This window comes from Chroococcidiopsis sp. SAG 2025 (assembly GCF_032860985.1).
Classification (GTDB): Bacteria; Cyanobacteriota; Cyanobacteriia; order Cyanobacteriales; family Chroococcidiopsidaceae; genus Chroococcidiopsis.
The window spans coordinates 6,414,645-6,432,844 of sequence record NZ_JAOCNC010000001.1; the positions used below are offsets into that span (position 1 = coordinate 6,414,645).

At 43.2% G+C, this 18,200-nt stretch carries 14 protein-coding genes; 9 read left to right on the forward strand and 5 right to left on the reverse strand.

Going from position 1 to position 18,200, the window contains the following annotated elements:
* The first annotated feature begins 1,279 nt into the window (after positions 1-1,279).
* The 7 genes from N4J56_RS31265 (at position 1,280) to N4J56_RS31295 (ending at position 9,232) form a co-directional block, all read left to right on the forward strand.
* The gene (locus tag N4J56_RS31265; RefSeq protein ID WP_317110242.1) at positions 1,280-2,509 is read left to right on the forward strand and encodes a sedoheptulose 7-phosphate cyclase; all 1,230 of its coding nucleotides are present in this window, start codon (positions 1,280-1,282) and stop codon (positions 2,507-2,509) included.
* Between the two features lie 3 nt (positions 2,510-2,512).
* On the forward strand, positions 2,513-3,349 hold the full coding sequence (locus N4J56_RS31270; protein WP_317110244.1) for an O-methyltransferase: 837 nt from the start codon (positions 2,513-2,515) through the stop codon (positions 3,347-3,349).
* 53 nt (positions 3,350-3,402) lie between these two features.
* A complete protein-coding gene (locus tag N4J56_RS31275) occupies positions 3,403-4,755 on the forward strand; it encodes an ATP-grasp domain-containing protein (protein ID WP_410500649.1) in 1,353 nt (450 codons plus the stop codon).
* A gap of 127 nt (positions 4,756-4,882) precedes the next feature.
* Positions 4,883-5,611, forward strand: coding sequence for a DUF3891 family protein (locus N4J56_RS31280; RefSeq protein ID WP_317110248.1), 729 nt, complete (start codon positions 4,883-4,885; stop codon positions 5,609-5,611).
* A 105-nt stretch (positions 5,612-5,716) separates the two neighbouring features.
* Positions 5,717-6,193 carry a thioesterase family protein gene (locus N4J56_RS31285; RefSeq protein ID WP_317110249.1) on the forward strand — a complete coding sequence of 159 codons (477 nt, stop codon included), beginning with the start codon at positions 5,717-5,719 and terminating at the stop codon, positions 6,191-6,193.
* A gap of 5 nt (positions 6,194-6,198) precedes the next feature.
* Entirely contained in the window at positions 6,199-7,308 is a 1,110-nt protein-coding gene (locus N4J56_RS31290; protein ID WP_317110251.1) for an LD-carboxypeptidase, read from the forward strand.
* A gap of 217 nt (positions 7,309-7,525) precedes the next feature.
* Positions 7,526-9,232 carry a phosphate ABC transporter substrate-binding/OmpA family protein gene (locus tag N4J56_RS31295; RefSeq protein ID WP_317110253.1) on the forward strand — a complete coding sequence of 569 codons (1,707 nt, stop codon included), beginning with the start codon at positions 7,526-7,528 and terminating at the stop codon, positions 9,230-9,232.
* Here N4J56_RS31295 and N4J56_RS31300 read toward each other — a convergent pair.
* The 3 genes from N4J56_RS31300 to N4J56_RS31310 form a co-directional block, all read right to left on the reverse strand.
* Positions 9,229-10,263 (reverse strand): ABC transporter substrate-binding protein, encoded by a 1,035-nt coding sequence (locus N4J56_RS31300; RefSeq protein ID WP_317110254.1) that lies wholly within the window; start codon positions 10,261-10,263, stop codon positions 9,229-9,231. The two genes, N4J56_RS31295 and N4J56_RS31300, sit on opposite strands and share 4 nt — an antisense overlap.
* Before the next feature lie 286 nt (positions 10,264-10,549).
* A complete protein-coding gene (locus N4J56_RS31305; protein WP_317110255.1) occupies positions 10,550-11,200 on the reverse strand; it encodes an HAD-IA family hydrolase in 651 nt (216 codons plus the stop codon).
* A gap of 203 nt (positions 11,201-11,403) precedes the next feature.
* Entirely contained in the window at positions 11,404-12,138 is a 735-nt protein-coding gene (locus N4J56_RS31310) for an ABC transporter permease (protein WP_410500650.1), read from the reverse strand.
* Between the two features lie 338 nt (positions 12,139-12,476).
* Between N4J56_RS31310 and N4J56_RS31315 the strand changes: the two genes are divergently transcribed.
* Together N4J56_RS31315 and N4J56_RS31320 are read left to right on the forward strand one after the other, a co-directional pair.
* Positions 12,477-13,253, forward strand: coding sequence for a tectonin domain-containing protein (locus N4J56_RS31315; RefSeq protein WP_317110258.1), 777 nt, complete (start codon positions 12,477-12,479; stop codon positions 13,251-13,253).
* 157 nt (positions 13,254-13,410) lie between these two features.
* Entirely contained in the window at positions 13,411-15,357 is a 1,947-nt protein-coding gene (locus N4J56_RS31320) for a right-handed parallel beta-helix repeat-containing protein (RefSeq protein ID WP_317110259.1), read from the forward strand.
* Between the two features lie 53 nt (positions 15,358-15,410).
* Here the strand turns inward: N4J56_RS31320 and N4J56_RS31325 are convergent, their stop codons facing one another.
* Complete coding sequence (locus N4J56_RS31325; RefSeq protein WP_317110260.1) at positions 15,411-16,604, reverse strand: hypothetical protein; 1,194 nt, start codon at positions 16,602-16,604, stop codon at positions 15,411-15,413.
* A gap of 307 nt (positions 16,605-16,911) precedes the next feature.
* Positions 16,912-18,138, reverse strand: coding sequence for a glycosyltransferase family 1 protein (locus N4J56_RS31330; protein ID WP_317110262.1), 1,227 nt, complete (start codon positions 18,136-18,138; stop codon positions 16,912-16,914).
* Positions 18,139-18,200 lie beyond the last annotated feature (62 nt).

Sequence of the window (18,200 nt, forward strand, 5' to 3'; positions counted from 1 at the left end):
GTTAACAATCCACTACACCCCACACCCACACCCCACACCCCACACCCCACACCCCACCCTTTCTTTACTGAGAACTGATAACTAATTACATCTATCTATAGTTATAAAAGTAATGAATTTTGTGCTGAAATTAGTCAATAAAGCTTGAGGAAAATATTTGACGATCGCCCCTTAATTTTATGTAAACTATTGTAAATAATTGCTGAGTTTGATATAATTCACAAGTAGTGTTGTATGAATGATTATGGCGATCGCCGTCAATTTTTTGACAGTAAATACAACTCCTACTTCGGACTGAGGACAGAAATTTCGGCTTCAGTTTATTTTTGTGATGTAACGTGAATAGACTGACGCGCGCGAGTGCCTTGGCATAGCTGCGATCGCCTTAAGTGTGGCAAAGTCCATAAGGGAGCAAAACTTGCAATACAAGCCCAATGTTGAACTGAATCGATCTCCTCTAAATCCAGAGCAGAAAGTTAATTACGGTTGCAATCTCAAATGGAAACCTGGAGATAAAAGAGGTAGTTTGATAGCCATAGCCGCTATTCTTATCAGTAAAACTACTTCAAAACCAAGCATTTAGGCTTGCCAAAGCTCGGAGATTTCAGTATTTTATACAGATTGTCAACCGCGATCGCAGATTCGGCAAAATATACGGTAACAGCAGTAAGATAAGCGATTCCGATCGGCAGTTTAAGCAATGTTTAATTGCGACAAATTTTTGTTTTCTATAAAGATTTGTTTTTGTCAAGGATTGCAAATATTATTTACTTGCTGCTAATGTATTGTCAGAGTCATTTGGCTCTCAAAGCGCAATAAAAATCTGCCGATGTTAGTTTTTCTCCTCCTTTTCTGCCCTCTGTATTCAGAGCGGGAAACATAATAGGGAATAGTTAACTTGGCTTTTAGTAATGTATTTTTTGACCTAATAAGAGCAGTGCCAGCTATGAAAGTGTAGCTGAGAGAAAAGGGCGAGCAGAAATTGCGTTAGCGTTCACGTAGCTTGCTTCTTTGAAGGAGTAGTGTAGCGTAGCGTTTAGCGCAAACGTTGTTATTGCCATCATAATTGACGCGAACTTATTAGGCTTTCTGTCATCGCATTCCCAAACACGGTGGCGAGTCGTTAGAGGCAACAGAAAAAAGTGAAGTCAAAAATTGGGTAGGTATTTGCTACTATATCCGATGTACTTTTGCTGAACTTCTTTTGCATCTACTTGGTCTTGCGGCGCTACATGCAAGTCGCTAATTTTTGTTGGACTAATTCACACAGGTAAAATTCATGAGCGAAGTACAAGCAAAGTTCACGGCGACTGAAACAGCTTTTCACGTTGAAGGTTACGAAAAGATTGAATTCAGCCTCCTCTGCATTAATGGTGCTTTTGACATTAGCAACCGTGAAATTGCCGACCAATATCAAAAATACGGACGCTGTTTAACCGTCATCGATGCCAACGTTTATCGATTGTACGGCGAACAAATTGAAGCTTACTTTCAGCATTACAACATCGACCTGACCGTATTTCCCATCACCATCACCGAACCAAATAAGACGATCGCCACCTTCGAGACAATTATCGATGCGTTTGCCGAGTTCGGCTTAGTCCGCAAAGAACCAGTCTTGGTAGTTGGTGGTGGATTAGTGACAGACGTAGCAGGTTTTGCCTGTGCTGCTTATCGTCGTAACTCTAACTTCATCCGCGTCCCAACGACCTTGATCGGTCTGATCGATGCTGGGGTTGCAATTAAGGTTGCAGTGAACCATAAGAAACTGAAAAATCGCTTAGGCGCTTACCACGCACCTAAACAGGTCATCCTTGATTTTTCTTTCTTGCGCACCCTACCTACAGCCCAAGTGCGTAACGGTATGGCAGAACTCGTAAAAATTGCCGTAGTTGCCAACGCTGAAGTCTTCAATTTACTGGAGAAGTATGGCGAACAACTCCTGCAAACTCACTTCGGTTATGTGGATGCAACACCAGAACTTCAGGAAATTGCTTACAAAGTCAATTACGAATCAATTAAGACGATGATCGAGTTGGAAACTCCCAACCTGCACGAAATCGACCTCGATCGCGTCATTGCCTACGGTCATACCTGGAGTCCGACTTTAGAACTCGCCCCTAACGTACCGATCTTCCACGGTCACGCTGTGAATATTGACATGGCATTCTCAGCTACTCTCGCAGCAAGACGCGGCTACATCTCTACCCAAGACCGCGATCGCATCCTTGGTTTAATGAGTCGGATCGGCTTAGCCCTCGACCATCCTCTACTAGAAGGCGATCTCCTCTGGCAGGCAACTGAGTCGATTATGCAAACCAGAGATAGCAAACTACGCGCGGCAATGCCCAAACCTATCGGTACTTGCTTCTTCGTCAACGACCTGACGCGGGAAGAACTGAATGTTGCTTTAGCCGAACACAAGCAACTGTGCGCGACCTATCCGCGCGGTGGTGACGGTGTTGATGCTTACATGGTACAAGAACCCGAACTCGTAGGGAGCGTATAGACCATGACGATCGCACCTCAGAAAGAAAGCACGGCAAGACCCGTCACGCCTTTGGGGATTCTAGTGCAGCAGTTGCAACAAATCCTAGAGTTAGTGGCGAAAGAACAAAACATTTCTTTAGAGGTAGCTGCCAAAATTCAGCAAGTATGGCAACTCGCCGCAGGCATCGACCCATATATCGAAGCCGTTTCCACCGAAGAGTCTGCTGCCCTTGCCGCACTAGCAAAAAAGACCTGTGACGAACCTTGGGAAAAACGATTTTCTGACCAGGAAACAGTCCGCCAGTTAGAACAAGAGATGCTGTCTGGACATTTGGAAGGACAAACATTAAAAATGTTCGTCCACATGACCAAAGCCAAAAATGTTTTGGAGGTTGGGATGTTCACGGGTTACTCTGCCTTAGCAATGGCAGAGGCTTTACCAGAGGACGGACGACTAGTCGCTTGCGAAGTGGATCGATACGTGGCAGACTTTGCAATTGACTGCTTTCAAGCATCTCCCCACGGACGCAAAATTTCTGTGGAAGTTGCCCCAGCTTTGGAAACATTGCAGAAATTGGCAGCAGCCAAAGAGTCTTTTGACTTGGTATTTATCGATGCCGATAAGAAGGAGTACGTAGATTATTTCCACCTCTTGCTAGATGCAGATTTAGTACCTTCTGGAGGATTTATCTGCGTTGATAATACCTTGTTGCAAGGACAACCATACCTGCCACCCGACCAGCGCACCCCGAACGGAGAAGCGATCGCCCAATTTAACCGCATCGTAGCTGCTGACCCCCGCGTGGAACAGGTTTTGCTACCGCTACGCGATGGTTTGACCGTTATCCGGCGTATATAAATCGGTAAAAGCAAGGCAATGCCTTGCTTCTACCACAATCTATTACCCCTACCATGCAGATATTTGCAGTATTCCAAAATCTGGGAACGTTACTTCTACTCGCGATCGCCTTTCCTTTCAACTGTATCGTTGTCTTGACAGCGTTATTGTGGAATCTCGTCAGCCAGCCGTTTCGTGACAGGGGCATCTTGCCTGTATCGCACCCCAAAAACATTATGCTGACGGGGGGGAAGATGACCAAAGCCCTGCAACTCGCCCGTTCGTTTCATCTGGTCGGACATCGGGTGGTATTGGTAGAAACGCATAAATATTGGTTAACCGGACATCGGTTTTCTAACGCCGTCGATCGCTTTTATACCGTTCCCGCACCGGAAAAAGACCCGGAAGGCTATTCACAAGCATTGCTGGCGATCGCCAAACAAGAAAATATCGATGTCTACGTTCCCGTCTGTAGTCCCGTCGCCAGCTACTATGACTCTTTGGCTAAATCAGTCCTATCTGGCTGCTGCGAGGTGTTTCACTTCGATGCAGAGGTGACGCAGATGTTAGACGATAAGTATGATTTTGCCGAGAAAGCGCGATCGCTCGGTCTATCTGTCCCCAAATCTTTCAAGATTACCAATCCAGAACAAGTTGTTAATTTCGACTTTTCCGATGCAGAACGTCCGTATATCCTCAAAAGCATTCCCTACGACTCAGTACGTCGTTTAAACTTAACTAAGCTACCCTGCGCCACACCAGCAGAAACAGCAGCTTTTGTCAACAGCCTGCCGATTAGTCCTGAAAAGCCCTGGATTATGCAGGAATTTATCCCAGGACAGGAATACTGCACTCATAGCACCGTCCGCAATGGGGAATTAAGAATGCACTGCTGTTGCGAGTCTTCTGCTTTTCAAGTCAATTACGAAAACGTTGACAAGCCGGAAATACTCGCATGGGTGCGTCATTTTGTCAAAGAATTAGGAATTACCGGACAAGCTTCTTTTGACTTTATTCAAGCTGAGGATGGAAACGTTTACGCGATCGAGTGCAACCCCCGCACTCACTCAGCAATTACAATGTTTTATAATCATCCAGGGGTAGCAGATGCCTTTTGTAGAGACGTTACATGTAACGTCTCTACGTTGTATCCGTTGCAACCCTTATCGACCAGCAAGCCTACTTATTGGACTTATCACGAACTCTGGCGGCTAACTGGAATTCGATCTTTTCAACAATTACAGACCTGGTTCAAAAACATCTTGCGTGGGAAGGATGCAATTTTTGCGATCGACGATCCCTTGCCATTTCTAATGGTACATCACTGGCAAATTCCCCTCTTACTTTTAGACAATCTTCGCAGGCTTAAAGGCTGGATCAGGATAGATTTTAATATCGGCAAGATTGTCGAATTAGGTGGGGATTAAACCAGTGAACAGTGACCAGTGACCAGTAACCAAATGGTGTATCTCTTAAATGTTTATCCACCATTCACTTTTTACTCCCTGCCTTGAGGGAAATTAAATACAGCTCAATGAAACTGATAACTGATATATGATCGCTAATCAAACTAAAACAGGTTGGGAAGTTATTTACCATCGCGCTCATGCGCTACTTGCAGCACAAATTGCCGGACATTGGCGACGTAAGGATTTTCCACCTCGGATTTACGAAACTATAGCTGCAATTTCCCACCACGACGATTTAGAAAAAGAATGGGAAGAAAATAATCTCACGCCAGCTGGCGCGCCGTTAGACTTTACTCTCGATACTAGTACTCATCTACCCAAGCTGAAACAGCACATTTCCAACGCACGCTATCGGGGACGGTGGGTAACAATGCTAACTTCTATGCATACTAGTTTTTTGAATGAAGGAAAACGGGGAGAGTCATCGGAACTCGATGAGTTTCTTGACGAACAATTAGAGCTACAAAAGCAATATAGAAAAGAACTTAAAATTAGTCAGAAAGATGCTGAAGAAGCTTATGCATTTTTTCAGTGGTGCGATCGCCTCTCGTTGATTCTCTGTAATCATCAATTACCAGTAGACGAACGCTCATTAGAAATTGGGAAAGGACCAGATGGCGATCGCTATGATATTATTCAGTTGAAGGATGGCAAAGTTACCGTTACTCCTTGGTGCTTTGAAGAGAAGGAGTTTACTGTCAACGTAGAAGCCTCATACCTTTCCCAACTACAATTTGGTAGTAATGCCGAACTGACAGAGCAATTACAAACTGCGCCGATGAAAAGTTTGGAGTGGACATTTGTTAAAGTATGATTGTCATTGGTCATTAGTCATTGGTGAGTAGTGAAAAGCAATCTATGTTTAGCTTTTGACTTTTAGCTTTTGACTTTTGACTTATTCCCTACCTCCTCAGTAACAGTGAGTCAAGCACGAGAACAGTCCCCAACCAACCTACCTAACGTAGCCTTTACGGATTGGTTTGAGTATCCAGTCCGAGTACAACCGCATCATACAGACTATGCTGGTGTTGTCTGGCACGGTTCGTACATAGCTTGGATGGAAGAAGCGCGGGTAGAATGCTTGCGATCGATTGGCATTAATTTTGCTGACTTAGTAGCTTTAGGTTGTGACTTACCCGTAGTAGAACTTGCAGTACGCTACCACCGTCCGATTAAAATGGGGATGGATGCCATAGTCAGAACCCGCATGGCGGATATGGAAGGCGTGCGGATCAATTGGGACTATCAAATTCAATCTCTCGACAGTCAAGAATTGTATGTAACGGCAAGAGTCATATTAGTAGCAGTCGATCGCGAAAAGGGTAAAATTATGCGTCAATTACCCCCAGATGTCGAGAGTGCTTTTGCTCGGCTGGCTGGTACGCCAAACCGCTAAGCTCAATGTTCCCACGCCGCCATTTTCTCAGAAGCGCCGCTATCGTTGGTATTGGTGCCATATCTACACCCGTGCTTGGACAAGGAAACAAATCAAAAATTAAAAGTCAAAAGTCAAAATCAATTCCGAATTCTCCCGACTCCCGACTCCCGACTCCCGACTCCCCCATCAAGCCAGCAAGACTAAAACCCGGCTCCGTAGTCGGAATTATTAGCCCTGCTGGGGCGACATTTGTGCGAGAAAATTTAGATATTGTCCGCGATGCCGTGAGAGGATTGGGGTTAGAACCGAAACTCGCACCTCATGTCTTGGATCGCTACGGTTACTTAGCTGGACAAGACCGCGATCGCGCTGCTGATGTAAATCAGTTTTTTGCCGACCCTAAAGTTGCTGCACTTTTGCCTATTGCAGGTGGGTGGGGTTCTAGCAGAATTTTACCATATTTAAATTACGAATTAATTCGGAAAAATCCCAAAATTATTGTTGGGTTTAGCGATATTACTGCTCTAATTTTAGGGATTACAGCTCGAACTAATTTAGTCACTTTTCATGGACCAAATGGCTTCTCTTCTTGGAATGCAGAGCAAACAGATTACTTTCGACGCATATTATTTGCGGGTGAATCTTTAGAGTTTAAAAACTTAAAAGATAGCAGCGATACAGATCGTTTAATGCAAGTAAAATATCGAATTCAAACGATTAATCCTGGTCGTGCTAAAGGTAGGTTATTGGGAGGAAATCTATCTGTACTATCAGCAATTGTTGGTTCGCCATACTTGCCAAATCTAAACGGAGCAATTTTGTTTTTAGAAGATATTGGCGAAAATATTTATCGACTCGATCGCATGATGACACAGTTAAAATTAGCTGGAATCTTTGATAAACTAGCAGGTTTTATATTTGGGCAATGTCCTAACTGTACTCCAGATGCCGATTATGGTTCTTTCACTCTAGAGGAAGTTATTTGGAACCATATTCAACCATTAAAAATTCCTGCTTGGTACGGTGCGGCGATCGGTCACATTGACACTATTTTGACACTCCCAATGGGTCTAGAAGTTGAAATTGATGCAACTGCGGGGACAATTCAGATGTTGGAGCCTGCAGTTATATAAGCTTTACGTTACTAATCTTGGCTAATTTGAAGATACCCTAACCCCCCTTTTTAAGGGGGGCTATGGGGGATCTAATCTTAACCAAAAAGTAGTAAGCTTACAGTATCATTCATAACATTATCTTCAAAGCTAAAAATAAAGATTCTTAGAGGATTGATTGCATAAATTTCATCCTTAAGCTTTAATTTTGTATTGCTATATTTTCCTGTTATGAAAAATGAAATCTACTCCAAAACAATATCATTCTATCAACTGTCAGAAATGCGGTCGCGTTAATTCAATCGCCTTAACTCACTGTCAAAATTGTCACTCTTCTCTCAATCGCAATAAAAAAACTCCTACTCGATCGTTTACGATTAATTGGTCGGTTGTACCATTAATTGGAATATTAGCGCTGGCGGGAATACTCTATTTGGTCTGGAAAACTCGTAGCTTGCCTGTAGAAAAAGCTACCAAAATTAATTCTATTTCCACTGAATCGGAAAATACTTTTAAACAAGAATATACGCCATTGCTAGCTAGCGGCAACTCCTTCAGCGGTTACAGCACTTTTCGGAGTCCAGAACTGCGCCAAGCACTGAAAAAATTGGGCATTGATTGGCGCTATCAACTCGGTATGGATGAAATGCATTTCTCCAAGCAAATCGAGCAGTTAAACCAGGGAAAAACTGACTTAGCATTTTCGACGTTAGATGAATTTCTGCTACAAAAAGTCGATGGTAAAGTTGTCGGATTGATCGATCGCACGATGGGGGGAGATGCAGTTATTCTCAATACCAAAAAATATCCAAAATTGCGATCGCTACAAGATTTAACTCAACTCGTTCAACAGCAGCGATCGCAAGGTAAACTGTTAGACATTGCTTTTACTGGCAACAGTCCGAGCGAGTATCTCGCCTTATTACTGAGTGCTAAATTTGAAGAATTTCAGTTAAGCGATTTCCAAATCCAGCGGGTAGAAGATGCTGCCGATGCGTGGAAACTCATCCAAGATCCGCGACAAAATGTAGCAGTAGCTGTTGTCTGGGAACCATACGTCACCCAAGCGCAAAAGCAGGGATATACGGTAGTTTTATCGAGTGGCGACGCTCAAGGGGCGATCGTAGACGTAATTATAGCCTCCAATCGCCTGATCCAATCTCAACCCGACAAGCTTTCTGACTTCTTAGCTGCATACTATCGCCGCGTTGACGCTGACATGCGTGATGCTTCCCGGTTGAAACAACAAATAGCTAATGACGGACAACTATCAGCAGAAGATGCGATCGCCGTCATCCAGGGAATCAAGTTTTTTACGGCAACTGAAGCTCAATCCTGGCTGACTGATGGCACTTTTGAAAAACGGATCGGCTCTACAGCCGCCATCTTGACACTAGCAGGCAAAATGGAGCAAGTCCCTATCAATCCTAAAAACCTATTTGCCTCCCAGTTCGTCACCAAAGCCGCAAATAATACCCAAACACTGATCGATCTTGTTCGCGCAGATAACCCAACATTAGCTAACAAACTGGCAGGTCAAGAAATAGCACTCACCCCTCGCAAATTCGATCGAAATTCGTTGACAACCGCGCCTAACATTGGCAACTTACAGGTGAACGGGAACGTAAAATTTGCCTACAATTCGGCAACACTCACGCCTGAAGGTAAGCAAACATTAGATCGTCTAGCAGCAGAAATGTCTGATTTCAACGATCGCACCGTCGCCGTGCGCGTCATCGGTCATACATCCAGAACTGGCTTAGCCGCACTCAACCAACAACTCAGCCAACAGCGATCGCAAGTCGTCGCCAATTATCTCAAATCGCGCTTGAAGCTCCAGATCGTTGCTGAGGGTAAAGGCTTCCACCAACCCCTATCTGGAATTTCACCCCAAGATCCGCGCAATCAAAGGACAGAAATTCGCCTCGTGCGCGTTGGTAGTTAATTCGGATTCTGTGCTGCCTTGACAAACTTTGGTTCGATAAACTTTGACAGATCGGGAACTTTTTCAATCTGCTTCTGGTTGGATAAAAATTTAGCCATAGACTTCATTGAGTTTAATATGTAAAATTCGCTTTGCGAGTTAGTAAACATTTCGATATTCATAGCAGCATCGGGAAGTTTAATTCCTTTCAAATCGGCGGCAAGACTATCAGGTGTTGTCTCCAAACGCTTAGCTGCGATCGCTAACCCTTCTTTTGGATTCTGATTGAGAAAGTTTAACCCTTGAAGAACACCGTTGACAAATGCCTGTACTACTTGAGGATTGGCTTGAATAAACTTTGCATCAAACACGTACAGATCGCTAATTGCAGTCGGCATCTTTGCAGAGTCGTAAATAATTCGTCCGTCTTTCTGCGCTTGATTTGCTTTTTGTAAAAAAGGCGCATAGGATACAGCAATCTCAACCTGTCCGGTTTGATAAGCTGCTGCTGCTGCATCTGGTGTTGTGCTGACAATTGTAATATCCTTCTCGCTCAAACCTGCTTCAGCTAGGACTTGCAAGAGGAAGAAATGGCTGACAGAGGCTCTTTCCACTGCCACTTTTTTACCTTTAAATGCCTTGATGTCTGTGACGCTGTTTCGCGCCAAAATGCCATCCCCACCTACCGAAATATCTTCAACTAAAACCACTCGAAAGTCTTTGCCTTTACTGGCAATCAAAATTGCTTCTGAAGTTACGGGAGCGAGAGCATCTAGCCGTCCAGCGATAAAAGCAGCGTTAGAATCGGGGTTAGAGCCGAAGATTTTTGGCTGCAAGTCAAGACCTGCTTGTTTAAAAAAACCTTTTTCGAGTGCGATATGTAGTGGTGTTAATCCAATCCAGTTCAGAATGCCAATCGTGGCTGAGACGGTTTTTGGGGAGGATGTTTGAGCCACCGTGTCACTCCCAGATAAACCCTCATGTAAAACGAAACTTCCCGCCGTCCCTGCCATCATCCACAGTGCATGACGGCGAGACCAATACTGATTCATCTTTGACATAGTTGTAGATTGTAACTAACAACAAGCTGCGATCGAGTGCTACGGTCGTTTGGTAGTTCTGAAAGACAAATGAAAGATGCTTGAGTTGTGCGGATGTAGAAATACAGTCAAGAATATTACTACCAGCAAGCCGATTTGAGCAAGTCCCTGTTAAGCAAGTCAAAAGTTAAAAGTTAAAAGTAGAAAGGGGAAAATGTATTTCTAGTCAGGCTTTTGGCTGCTATTTGTAGGCAAATTACATGTGAAACAACTGATTACACAAAGATCGTTGTTTGTATTATCTGTCGCCCAATAGTCCCCAAAGTTGGGAGTCGGTAAAATCAGGAATAGCTAGCATTACACCTAGATTGTCAAGCTCGTCTGGTGTCTGAGAAGAGGCAATGCCTACTGTGGGTATTCCTGCACCCACGGCTGAACGAATTCCCGAGGGAGAATCTTCAAATACAAGCGCTTGCTGAGCATTTAAGCCAAAGTAAGCCAGTGCGTAGAGATAGGGTCCAGGATCGGGTTTTGCCATGCCGATTTCTTGCGAGACAAACACCCGCTCGAATCTGTGTTCTAAGTTCAAAACGCTCAACATGTGCTTAGCGTTTTCTGGAGGAGCATTTGTGACTACGGCTTGTTTGATTCCCCTTTCATCAGCCCAAGCAATCACTTCTAACAGTCCTGGTATTGGTGTCAATTCCGCTGCTAGTTCTCGAAACTCTGCTTCTTTGCGATCGCTAAATTTTATCACCTCTTCTGAAGAGAATTCTGGAAATAAATCTCGCACGATAAATGGATTCAGCCTGCCACTCATGCGATTTTTATAGAACTCTTCATCGATCTCTATACCATGCTCTTTCAAGAGTGCTTGCCATATGCGAAAGTGCAGTGGATCGGTATTGACAATCGTACCGTCGAGATCGTAGAGAATCGCTGCTAGCATGGTCATCGTCTGGGAAGGCTGAGGGTTCGAGCCAAGCTTAACATATCTTAATTAGAATGAGTGTATAGACTACAACCCGAACTACAGTAAAAGTTGACATCCCTCTTTTTCGCAATAGTTCAAGTCTTTTAATTAATCTCACGCAAAGACGCAAAGTCGCCAAGATTGCTTTGCGCCTTTGCGCCTTTGCGCGACATCATCTCTTAAGCCCCCATCCCAGAATACTGCTTTAACCCCCGTCGCCACAGCCAACGATTTAAGCCGAAAAATAGCGCGCACCAACCTACTGTAATTAAAAAACCCCGCCCTACATTTTCTGGTAAACCCACGATTAAGGAAGTAGGAAAATGAATCAGATAGGGAAAAGGAGTCCATAGAACAATATCGCGCACAATTGGCGGAAAGGTCTCTAAAGGTGCAATTAGTCCCGAGAAAAACAGGTAAAATAGAAACCAGAAATTTTCAATTGCATTTGCTCTTTCCGTCCAAAAAGCAAACAAAGCAAAAGTATATTGGATCAGAAACCGCAGCGCAAAAGCCAGCAGAACGGCAATTATAAATAAGATCGAACTACCTAAACTCGGTATCCAAAACGCTTGGGGATAGAGGAAGAAAAACAAACCGACAAGGGCGATCGCAAATGGTAAGCGAGCAAATCTTTCAGAAATATGAGAAAATACATGATGCCATACCGGATCTAAAGGTTGAAGCAAGCGGGGAGATAGCCGTCCCTCGACGACTTCTTTCTCAAATTCCCAAATGACCCAGACCACAGTAAACTGTCGGATCAGAAATACCGTGAGGAAGTAACGGGCAAAGTCTATAGGCGATAAGCCGAATTGTCCGCTTTGGGCTGCTTGCGTCCATACCCCCATTAAGATCAGCGGTAGGCTACCAGACAAAGCCCATAAAAATAGCTCTGCCCGATATTCCAGCATATAAGCGTAATATGAGGTGAGTAAGGTGGCGCTAATCCGCAAGACGCGCGTTAGTTTTTTGACGATCGGCTGAAATTGATTAATTTTAGAATTTGATTGCCGCAGATTTGTCATTTTGAGTCTTAATTGAGTGCGATCGCGCTTTTCTCTCTCGATCTTATCTGTAACAACTGCGATCGGAACTATAGCGATCGAAACACTCGACTAGGAATCGATTATAAAATATCTCTTATTTTTTTTCTTCTGCAAGGACAAGTATCTGATGATAGATATATGAAGATGCAATCGAAATAGCAAATTTTTCCGCCATACAAATCATATAATTCAATTAACCATCTATGCGTTTTCAATTAGGACGAACGATTTTTAAAATCATTGTTTTGTCATGTTTAGCATCCGTAACTACCCAATGCGCAGATCGAGCAACATCGGTACAGAAGCAATTTCCTGGCGTGTGTGCAAAAGATCTTGGAGTTGGCAACAATACTTCTGTTTGGATGGTAGGCTGCGGTAAAGCGAATGACTCTGGGGATTTTTACTTATTTACCTGGAACGGTTCTAAGTGGGATATGATGCCAGGTTTTGGTAGCGACATAGCAGTCGAACCAAATGGTACTCCTTGGATAACCAACTCAGGCGGACAAATCTACAAAGGCAACGGTAACAATGGATGGGAACAAGTTGCAGGTTGTGCGAGAGATATTGCAGTAGGAAATGACTCTGTTTGGGTATTAGGTTGCAAGCAATCTGGAGCTAAGGATTTTGAAATTCTCTCATGGCAAGGTTCCCAATGGAATCGAGTTGAAGGCGCTGCTGCACGCATAGCAGTCGAACCGAATGGTACTCCTTGGATTGTCAATTCCAGCGGACAGATTTACAAACGCAGTGGCAATAGTTGGCAACAAGTTTCCGGTTGCGCGAAGGATATCGGAGTAGGAGAAAATGGCTCTGTTTGGATACTTGGCTGCAAGCCAGTTGGCGCTGGTGGTTTTGAAATACTTTCGCGCCAAGGCTCTAAGTGGACGACACTCCCTGGTGCTGCTACTGGCATAGCAGTCGAACCGAATGGTACTCCTTGGGTAATCAGCATTGAGGGAAAAGTTTTCCGTTTGTAATCTCTCAGTCTCTACCCGTACTTGTATTTGCACCATCTGGTTAAAACAATCAAAAATTTATCCAGCCCTCAAGTATTCCGTGAATACGATGGCACTAACTTAAGCCATTTCAATACAACATAGATGGACTCCGAGCTATGGCTTCACGGGCGATCGCATGAATAAGTTTAGAATTTTATTGTTTGCCACTGGTATTCTTATCAGCTTCAGTATATCTGCCTCGGAGCGCTCTGATAATCCTCATGGATATTTACTCAGTAGTTCGCCACTTGATGCTGCGAATGTTGCTCGTCAGTATTTCGTCGCCTCAACAGGCTCAGACAATAATCCTGGTACGTTGGAGCGCCCATTTCAAACAGTGCAAAAGTGTGCTAGTGTCGCTCAGCCTGGTGATTCCTGCTTGTTGAGAGCTGGAATTTATCGCGAAACAGTTCGCCCCGCAGTTTCAGGTACATCATCGACTACACCGATAACATTTGCAGCGTACAACAAAGAGGACGTAACGATCTCCGGTACAAATCCGGTTGAAGGATGGCAGGTGTTTCGCGGTTCTATTTTCCGTGCGAATGCATCTTTACCTACAAGTAAATATAACGATACGGGCTTTTTTGCCAATCAAGTATTTGTCAATGGCGAGATGATGCCAGAAGCGCGGTGGCCCAACACGGGAAGAGATCCGTTGCGTCCGAAACTAGCGGGTGGTGGTGTTAGAAGCCAGGGTGGTAATGCTGCTATGGTAGAAAACGCTGAAATTCCCAATTTAGCAGAGGGTTGGGCTGGTGCTACGGTATGGACTAACGATTGGTATGTCACCCGGACGGGGACGATAACGGGTGGTACGGCAGGAAAGCTGACGGCACAAATGACTGCCCCTTGGGATCGAGGTGGGTATTGGTTCTATCTGGTAGGGAAGTTGGGGCTGCTCGATAGCGAAGGCGAATGGTTTTATGATGGTAGCGATCGCACTCTTTATCTCTGGACTCCAGGTGGTGCAAGTCCCAACTCAGTAGAGGTCAAGCAGCGTAACTTTGCTTTCGATCTGGGCGATCGCTCTTATATCGTACTGCGCAATTTGAAGCTTTTTGCCAGTACTGTTACCACGAGTGATGCGAGTCAAGGTGTCGTGATTGATGGCATCCACGCTAAGTACATATCGCACCACATGACTCTACCACCATTACCGAAGTCCGAGCAAGCACCTAATTCTGATGATGGTTTAATCGTTGCATCTCACGCACACGACACTGGTATACAGTTACGGGGTAGCAAGCATACGCTGAAAAACTCAGTTGTGGAATGGAGTTCTGGCAATGGCGTATTGTTAGAAGGCACAGGGCATAGAGTGACGAATAATATTATTGCTAACAGCAATTACATGGCATCTTACGCCGCCCCAGTCCGCATTAACGGTACTAATCACCGGATTACTTACAATACAATCGAAGCAGCGGGACGCGATGCCATCAGTTTTGATTGGCATACCGCAGGTTTCGATGGTAACAAAATCGATATTGCTTACAACGATATTTCTCGCTTTGGCATGTTGAGTACCGACTTAGGGGCAATCTATATTTGTTGCTACGTCAATCTTTCAGGTGGAGCGATTCATCACAATTGGATTCGAGATACTCAAGCATTCAGTCCGTTTTGGGGAACGCGAGGCATCTATTTAGATATCGAAAGCTACAACAGTACCATTCACCACAATGTTGTATGGAACATTACGGGAGGCAAAGATAGCTTTTATCTAGTCGCAGGTAGTCCACGCGGATACAATCGGATTTTCAACAATACGTTTCTCGGTTCAATATATACAGATAAAACTGTTGAAGCTCGCAACAATATTTTTCGGAGTTCGACGAGTATAACTGCCAGCCAACAGTCTCACAATTTATTCCAGTCGACCGATCCAAAGTTTACCAAAGCTGTTACAACAGATTCAAAATCTCTCCCAGATTTTACCTTACAATCTGGTTCGCCCGCGATCGATGCAGGCATGGCGATTACTGGGGTGACAGATGGGTTTGTGGGTAGCGCCCCCGATATCGGGGCATACGAACGGGGCGCTAAGATTTGGAAAGCTGGCTCTAGATTGCAACGGTGATGTCGGAAACTTTAGTAAATTAAGTTAGTTTTAATACGAACGTGTAGTAACCGTTACTGTTTTAACGCTATTTTTCTGTTTTCATGCCATCGCAGACCGATTAAAAGAGCGATAGTAAGCATAAAACCTGGTTCCTCCATTTGAGTCAGAAAAAAACCGTAAACTACTACAGTAAGTACGAGAAACCTACTGAAATCATCTAAGCAAAGATTGCGCCATACAATGAAGCCAAGATACAAATAAGTTCCTAGCCCAAACCAACCTAAATCTCCCCAAATTCCCGCCCAACTGAACAAAGGAACATACAAGGTTGTTGTCAAAGCAATCCAATTCCCATTGATAAACTTCCAGATATCGTCATATAGAGGAGGATTTGAAGCTCCTAGCGGGCTTAATAAGTGCCAATACTCTCGAATTGACCATCCTCCTAATCTGCCTAGTGTATGCCCTGGTCCAAGCCCAAATAACCAATTGAGGGGCGATCGCCAGTGGGCGAGTACCATGCGAATTCCTTCCGTTTTCACGGCAAGTCCGCCAGTTTCAGAATTCTCATATATATCGGAGCGAGAAAACCAATATTTATAGACTTCAAAAGCTTCTAGATTATATGCAGCCCAAATAAAAGCGGCGATCGCGAGAACGATACAGGTTGCATACATTAAAAACTTTTTAACATTTCGAGTTTGGCTCAAACCTAACAACATCCAAGCTAATGCTGAAGTTAAAATTACCTGTTTTGTATCTGCAATCAATATTTGATGAACTGCACCAATTAAGCTAAGTATTCGTAGCCAGAGGGGAGTTGTCTTAAAAAAAAGCAAGAAATATAAAGCAGCACTTACGGAAACGGCAGTGGAGACATAACCTCCTGCTCCTGTCGCAAAGAAAACTCCTTGAACGCCATCCGTTTCATCCATTCCATTTGCTGCAAATAGTAAGCCAGCACTTAATAAAGGTTTTTGAATTTCAGCTAATAAAAAGTTAATCAAAGCCGAAATTAACGTCCAATCTCTGATTTTTTTAATGCTAGCGGATGATAGAGGAATACAGACTATTGCTAGTAGTAACAGATATGGTTCAGCAAGAATTAAAAAGTTAAAAACTACATTAATAAAACCTGCGTTATTGACAAGCGCACTAACAAGCATGGCTCCCAGCAGAACCAGAATAGCAGATGAAAGCAAACTGGCGATCGCCATTTGCTTACGATCCTTGCTGCGGTTAGTGACTAGCACTACTGCAAGCACAAACCCAACTGTAACAAAGTGAAAAAAATTGAGAAATGAAGGGGCGCGAGTTATAGTACAAAAAATTCGAGAATAAAAAGCAGTAGCAAAGGCAAAAAATATAAGAGTTGAACTCTTAATAATATACTTCTTTTTTGCTATGGTTCTAGTACCGAGCGCTAAATCCATTTTTTGAGGTAAGGGTTGCATCTATTCATTTCCCTCCACTAAATCTTTGGAGTTAAGTATTCGGACATAATTAAAGAGCGAATCTATTTTCTTTTTAGCTTCTGCTTTTTCTCCACGATAAATATCTACGTTCACCTGCTTATTGATTAAACTTTTTGACTTTCGATGTAGATTGATTTTGGTTGCTGGTACTGATTTTATTAAAACTAGTTTGCACTCGTTGTAAAAAACCGACATGTAATGGATTTTTTCTAGCGATCGCAGCATAAAATTTCAGATAACGAGCGGCTACATCCGATTTAGAAAAGCGAAGGTCTTTTGCAGTTTGATTGAGAGGTTTTTCTAAAGCATTAATCATTGCTTGAGAGAGATTTTTTACTGGATCTCCTTGCAAGTCAAAGTAAGTACAGTTGGAGGAACCAATTTCCCTAAATATTGGAATGTCGGAGCAAACTACCTTACAAGAAAAATGCAGAGCTTCTGCTAGAGGTAAACAAAAACCTTCTTGCGACGAAGGGGCAATAAACATTTCACAATTTTGATACAGCCAGCATAATTCACTATCTTCGATAGAATCAAGCATTAGCACCCGCTCTTGAAGAGAGAGTCGATTAATTAACTGCTGAATTTTTTCGGTTTCAGGTCCATTGTTGCCCACAATAACTAGTTTAGTCGTAGTTTTTAAATACTTGTTTTTAATTAACGAGCAAAAAGCTTGAATTGCTATGTTGATATTTTTATTGCTTCGATGTTGAGCAATACTCAATAGAAAAGAATCGCGATCGCTAATTGGCAAGTGAATTAACGAATTAGATTTTAAGCCTTCCAAACTCACGTAGTTATAAATAACAGTTACTAGTTTACGTAGATGAAGATTTGGAAAATATAATTTCAGGCTATTTGCAGTAGATTTAGACACGCAAACTAGACCGTTGCTATTTGTTAGACATTGCTTCAGAAATAAACAGTTGAAAATTGCATTTGGATATCCAAAGACTTCAGGACTTTCATAAGGATATAAATCGTGAATCGTAGAAATTACAGGAGATGAGAACAGCGTTCTTACAAAGGGGAAAGGAAATGACATATAAACTAAGTCAGGCAAGAGACGGTTAGCCAATTTCGGTAAACCAAATAAAAACCACATATTTCTTGCCAACGCACTATTCTCAATATCTATTTCGAGCAAATTAATTTTTTTGGAGCTAAAAAATGTTTTAAAATAATGCTTCTGCCATGCTCCTACTATCAAAGTTACTTTAGTGACCTCGTTTGTATCAGCTAAGCATTGAGCTAAATTTGTAGCGTGTCTGCAAACACCAGTTGGCTTAGAAGGTCTGTGTAAAGCAGCAATGAGAATATGCATATCGAGATGCTCCCTTAAATATGTATTGCTATGTATGAAGAGCTGCCTCTAAGAGGCGCAGG

Excerpts from the sequence above, each read along its gene's own strand:
- N4J56_RS31265 (WP_317110242.1), top strand. The coding sequence starts at position 1,280 with ATGAGCGAAGTACAAGCAAAGTTCACGGCGACTGAAACAGCTTTTCAC.
- N4J56_RS31270 (WP_317110244.1), top strand. The coding sequence starts at position 2,513 with ATGACGATCGCACCTCAGAAAGAAAGCACGGCAAGACCCGTCACGCCT.
- N4J56_RS31275 (WP_410500649.1), top strand. The coding sequence starts at position 3,403 with ATGCAGATATTTGCAGTATTCCAAAATCTGGGAACGTTACTTCTACTC.
- N4J56_RS31280 (WP_317110248.1), top strand. The coding sequence starts at position 4,883 with ATGATCGCTAATCAAACTAAAACAGGTTGGGAAGTTATTTACCATCGC.
- N4J56_RS31290 (WP_317110251.1), top strand. The coding sequence starts at position 6,199 with ATGTTCCCACGCCGCCATTTTCTCAGAAGCGCCGCTATCGTTGGTATT.
- N4J56_RS31295 (WP_317110253.1), top strand. The coding sequence starts at position 7,526 with ATGAAATCTACTCCAAAACAATATCATTCTATCAACTGTCAGAAATGC.
- N4J56_RS31300 (WP_317110254.1), bottom strand. The coding sequence starts at position 10,263 with ATGAATCAGTATTGGTCTCGCCGTCATGCACTGTGGATGATGGCAGGG.
- N4J56_RS31305 (WP_317110255.1), bottom strand. The coding sequence starts at position 11,200 with ATGCTAGCAGCGATTCTCTACGATCTCGACGGTACGATTGTCAATACC.
- N4J56_RS31310 (WP_410500650.1), bottom strand. The coding sequence starts at position 12,138 with ATGCTGGAATATCGGGCAGAGCTATTTTTATGGGCTTTGTCTGGTAGC.
- N4J56_RS31315 (WP_317110258.1), top strand. The coding sequence starts at position 12,477 with ATGCGTTTTCAATTAGGACGAACGATTTTTAAAATCATTGTTTTGTCA.
- N4J56_RS31320 (WP_317110259.1), top strand. The coding sequence starts at position 13,411 with ATGAATAAGTTTAGAATTTTATTGTTTGCCACTGGTATTCTTATCAGC.
- N4J56_RS31330 (WP_317110262.1), bottom strand. The coding sequence starts at position 18,138 with ATGCATATTCTCATTGCTGCTTTACACAGACCTTCTAAGCCAACTGGT.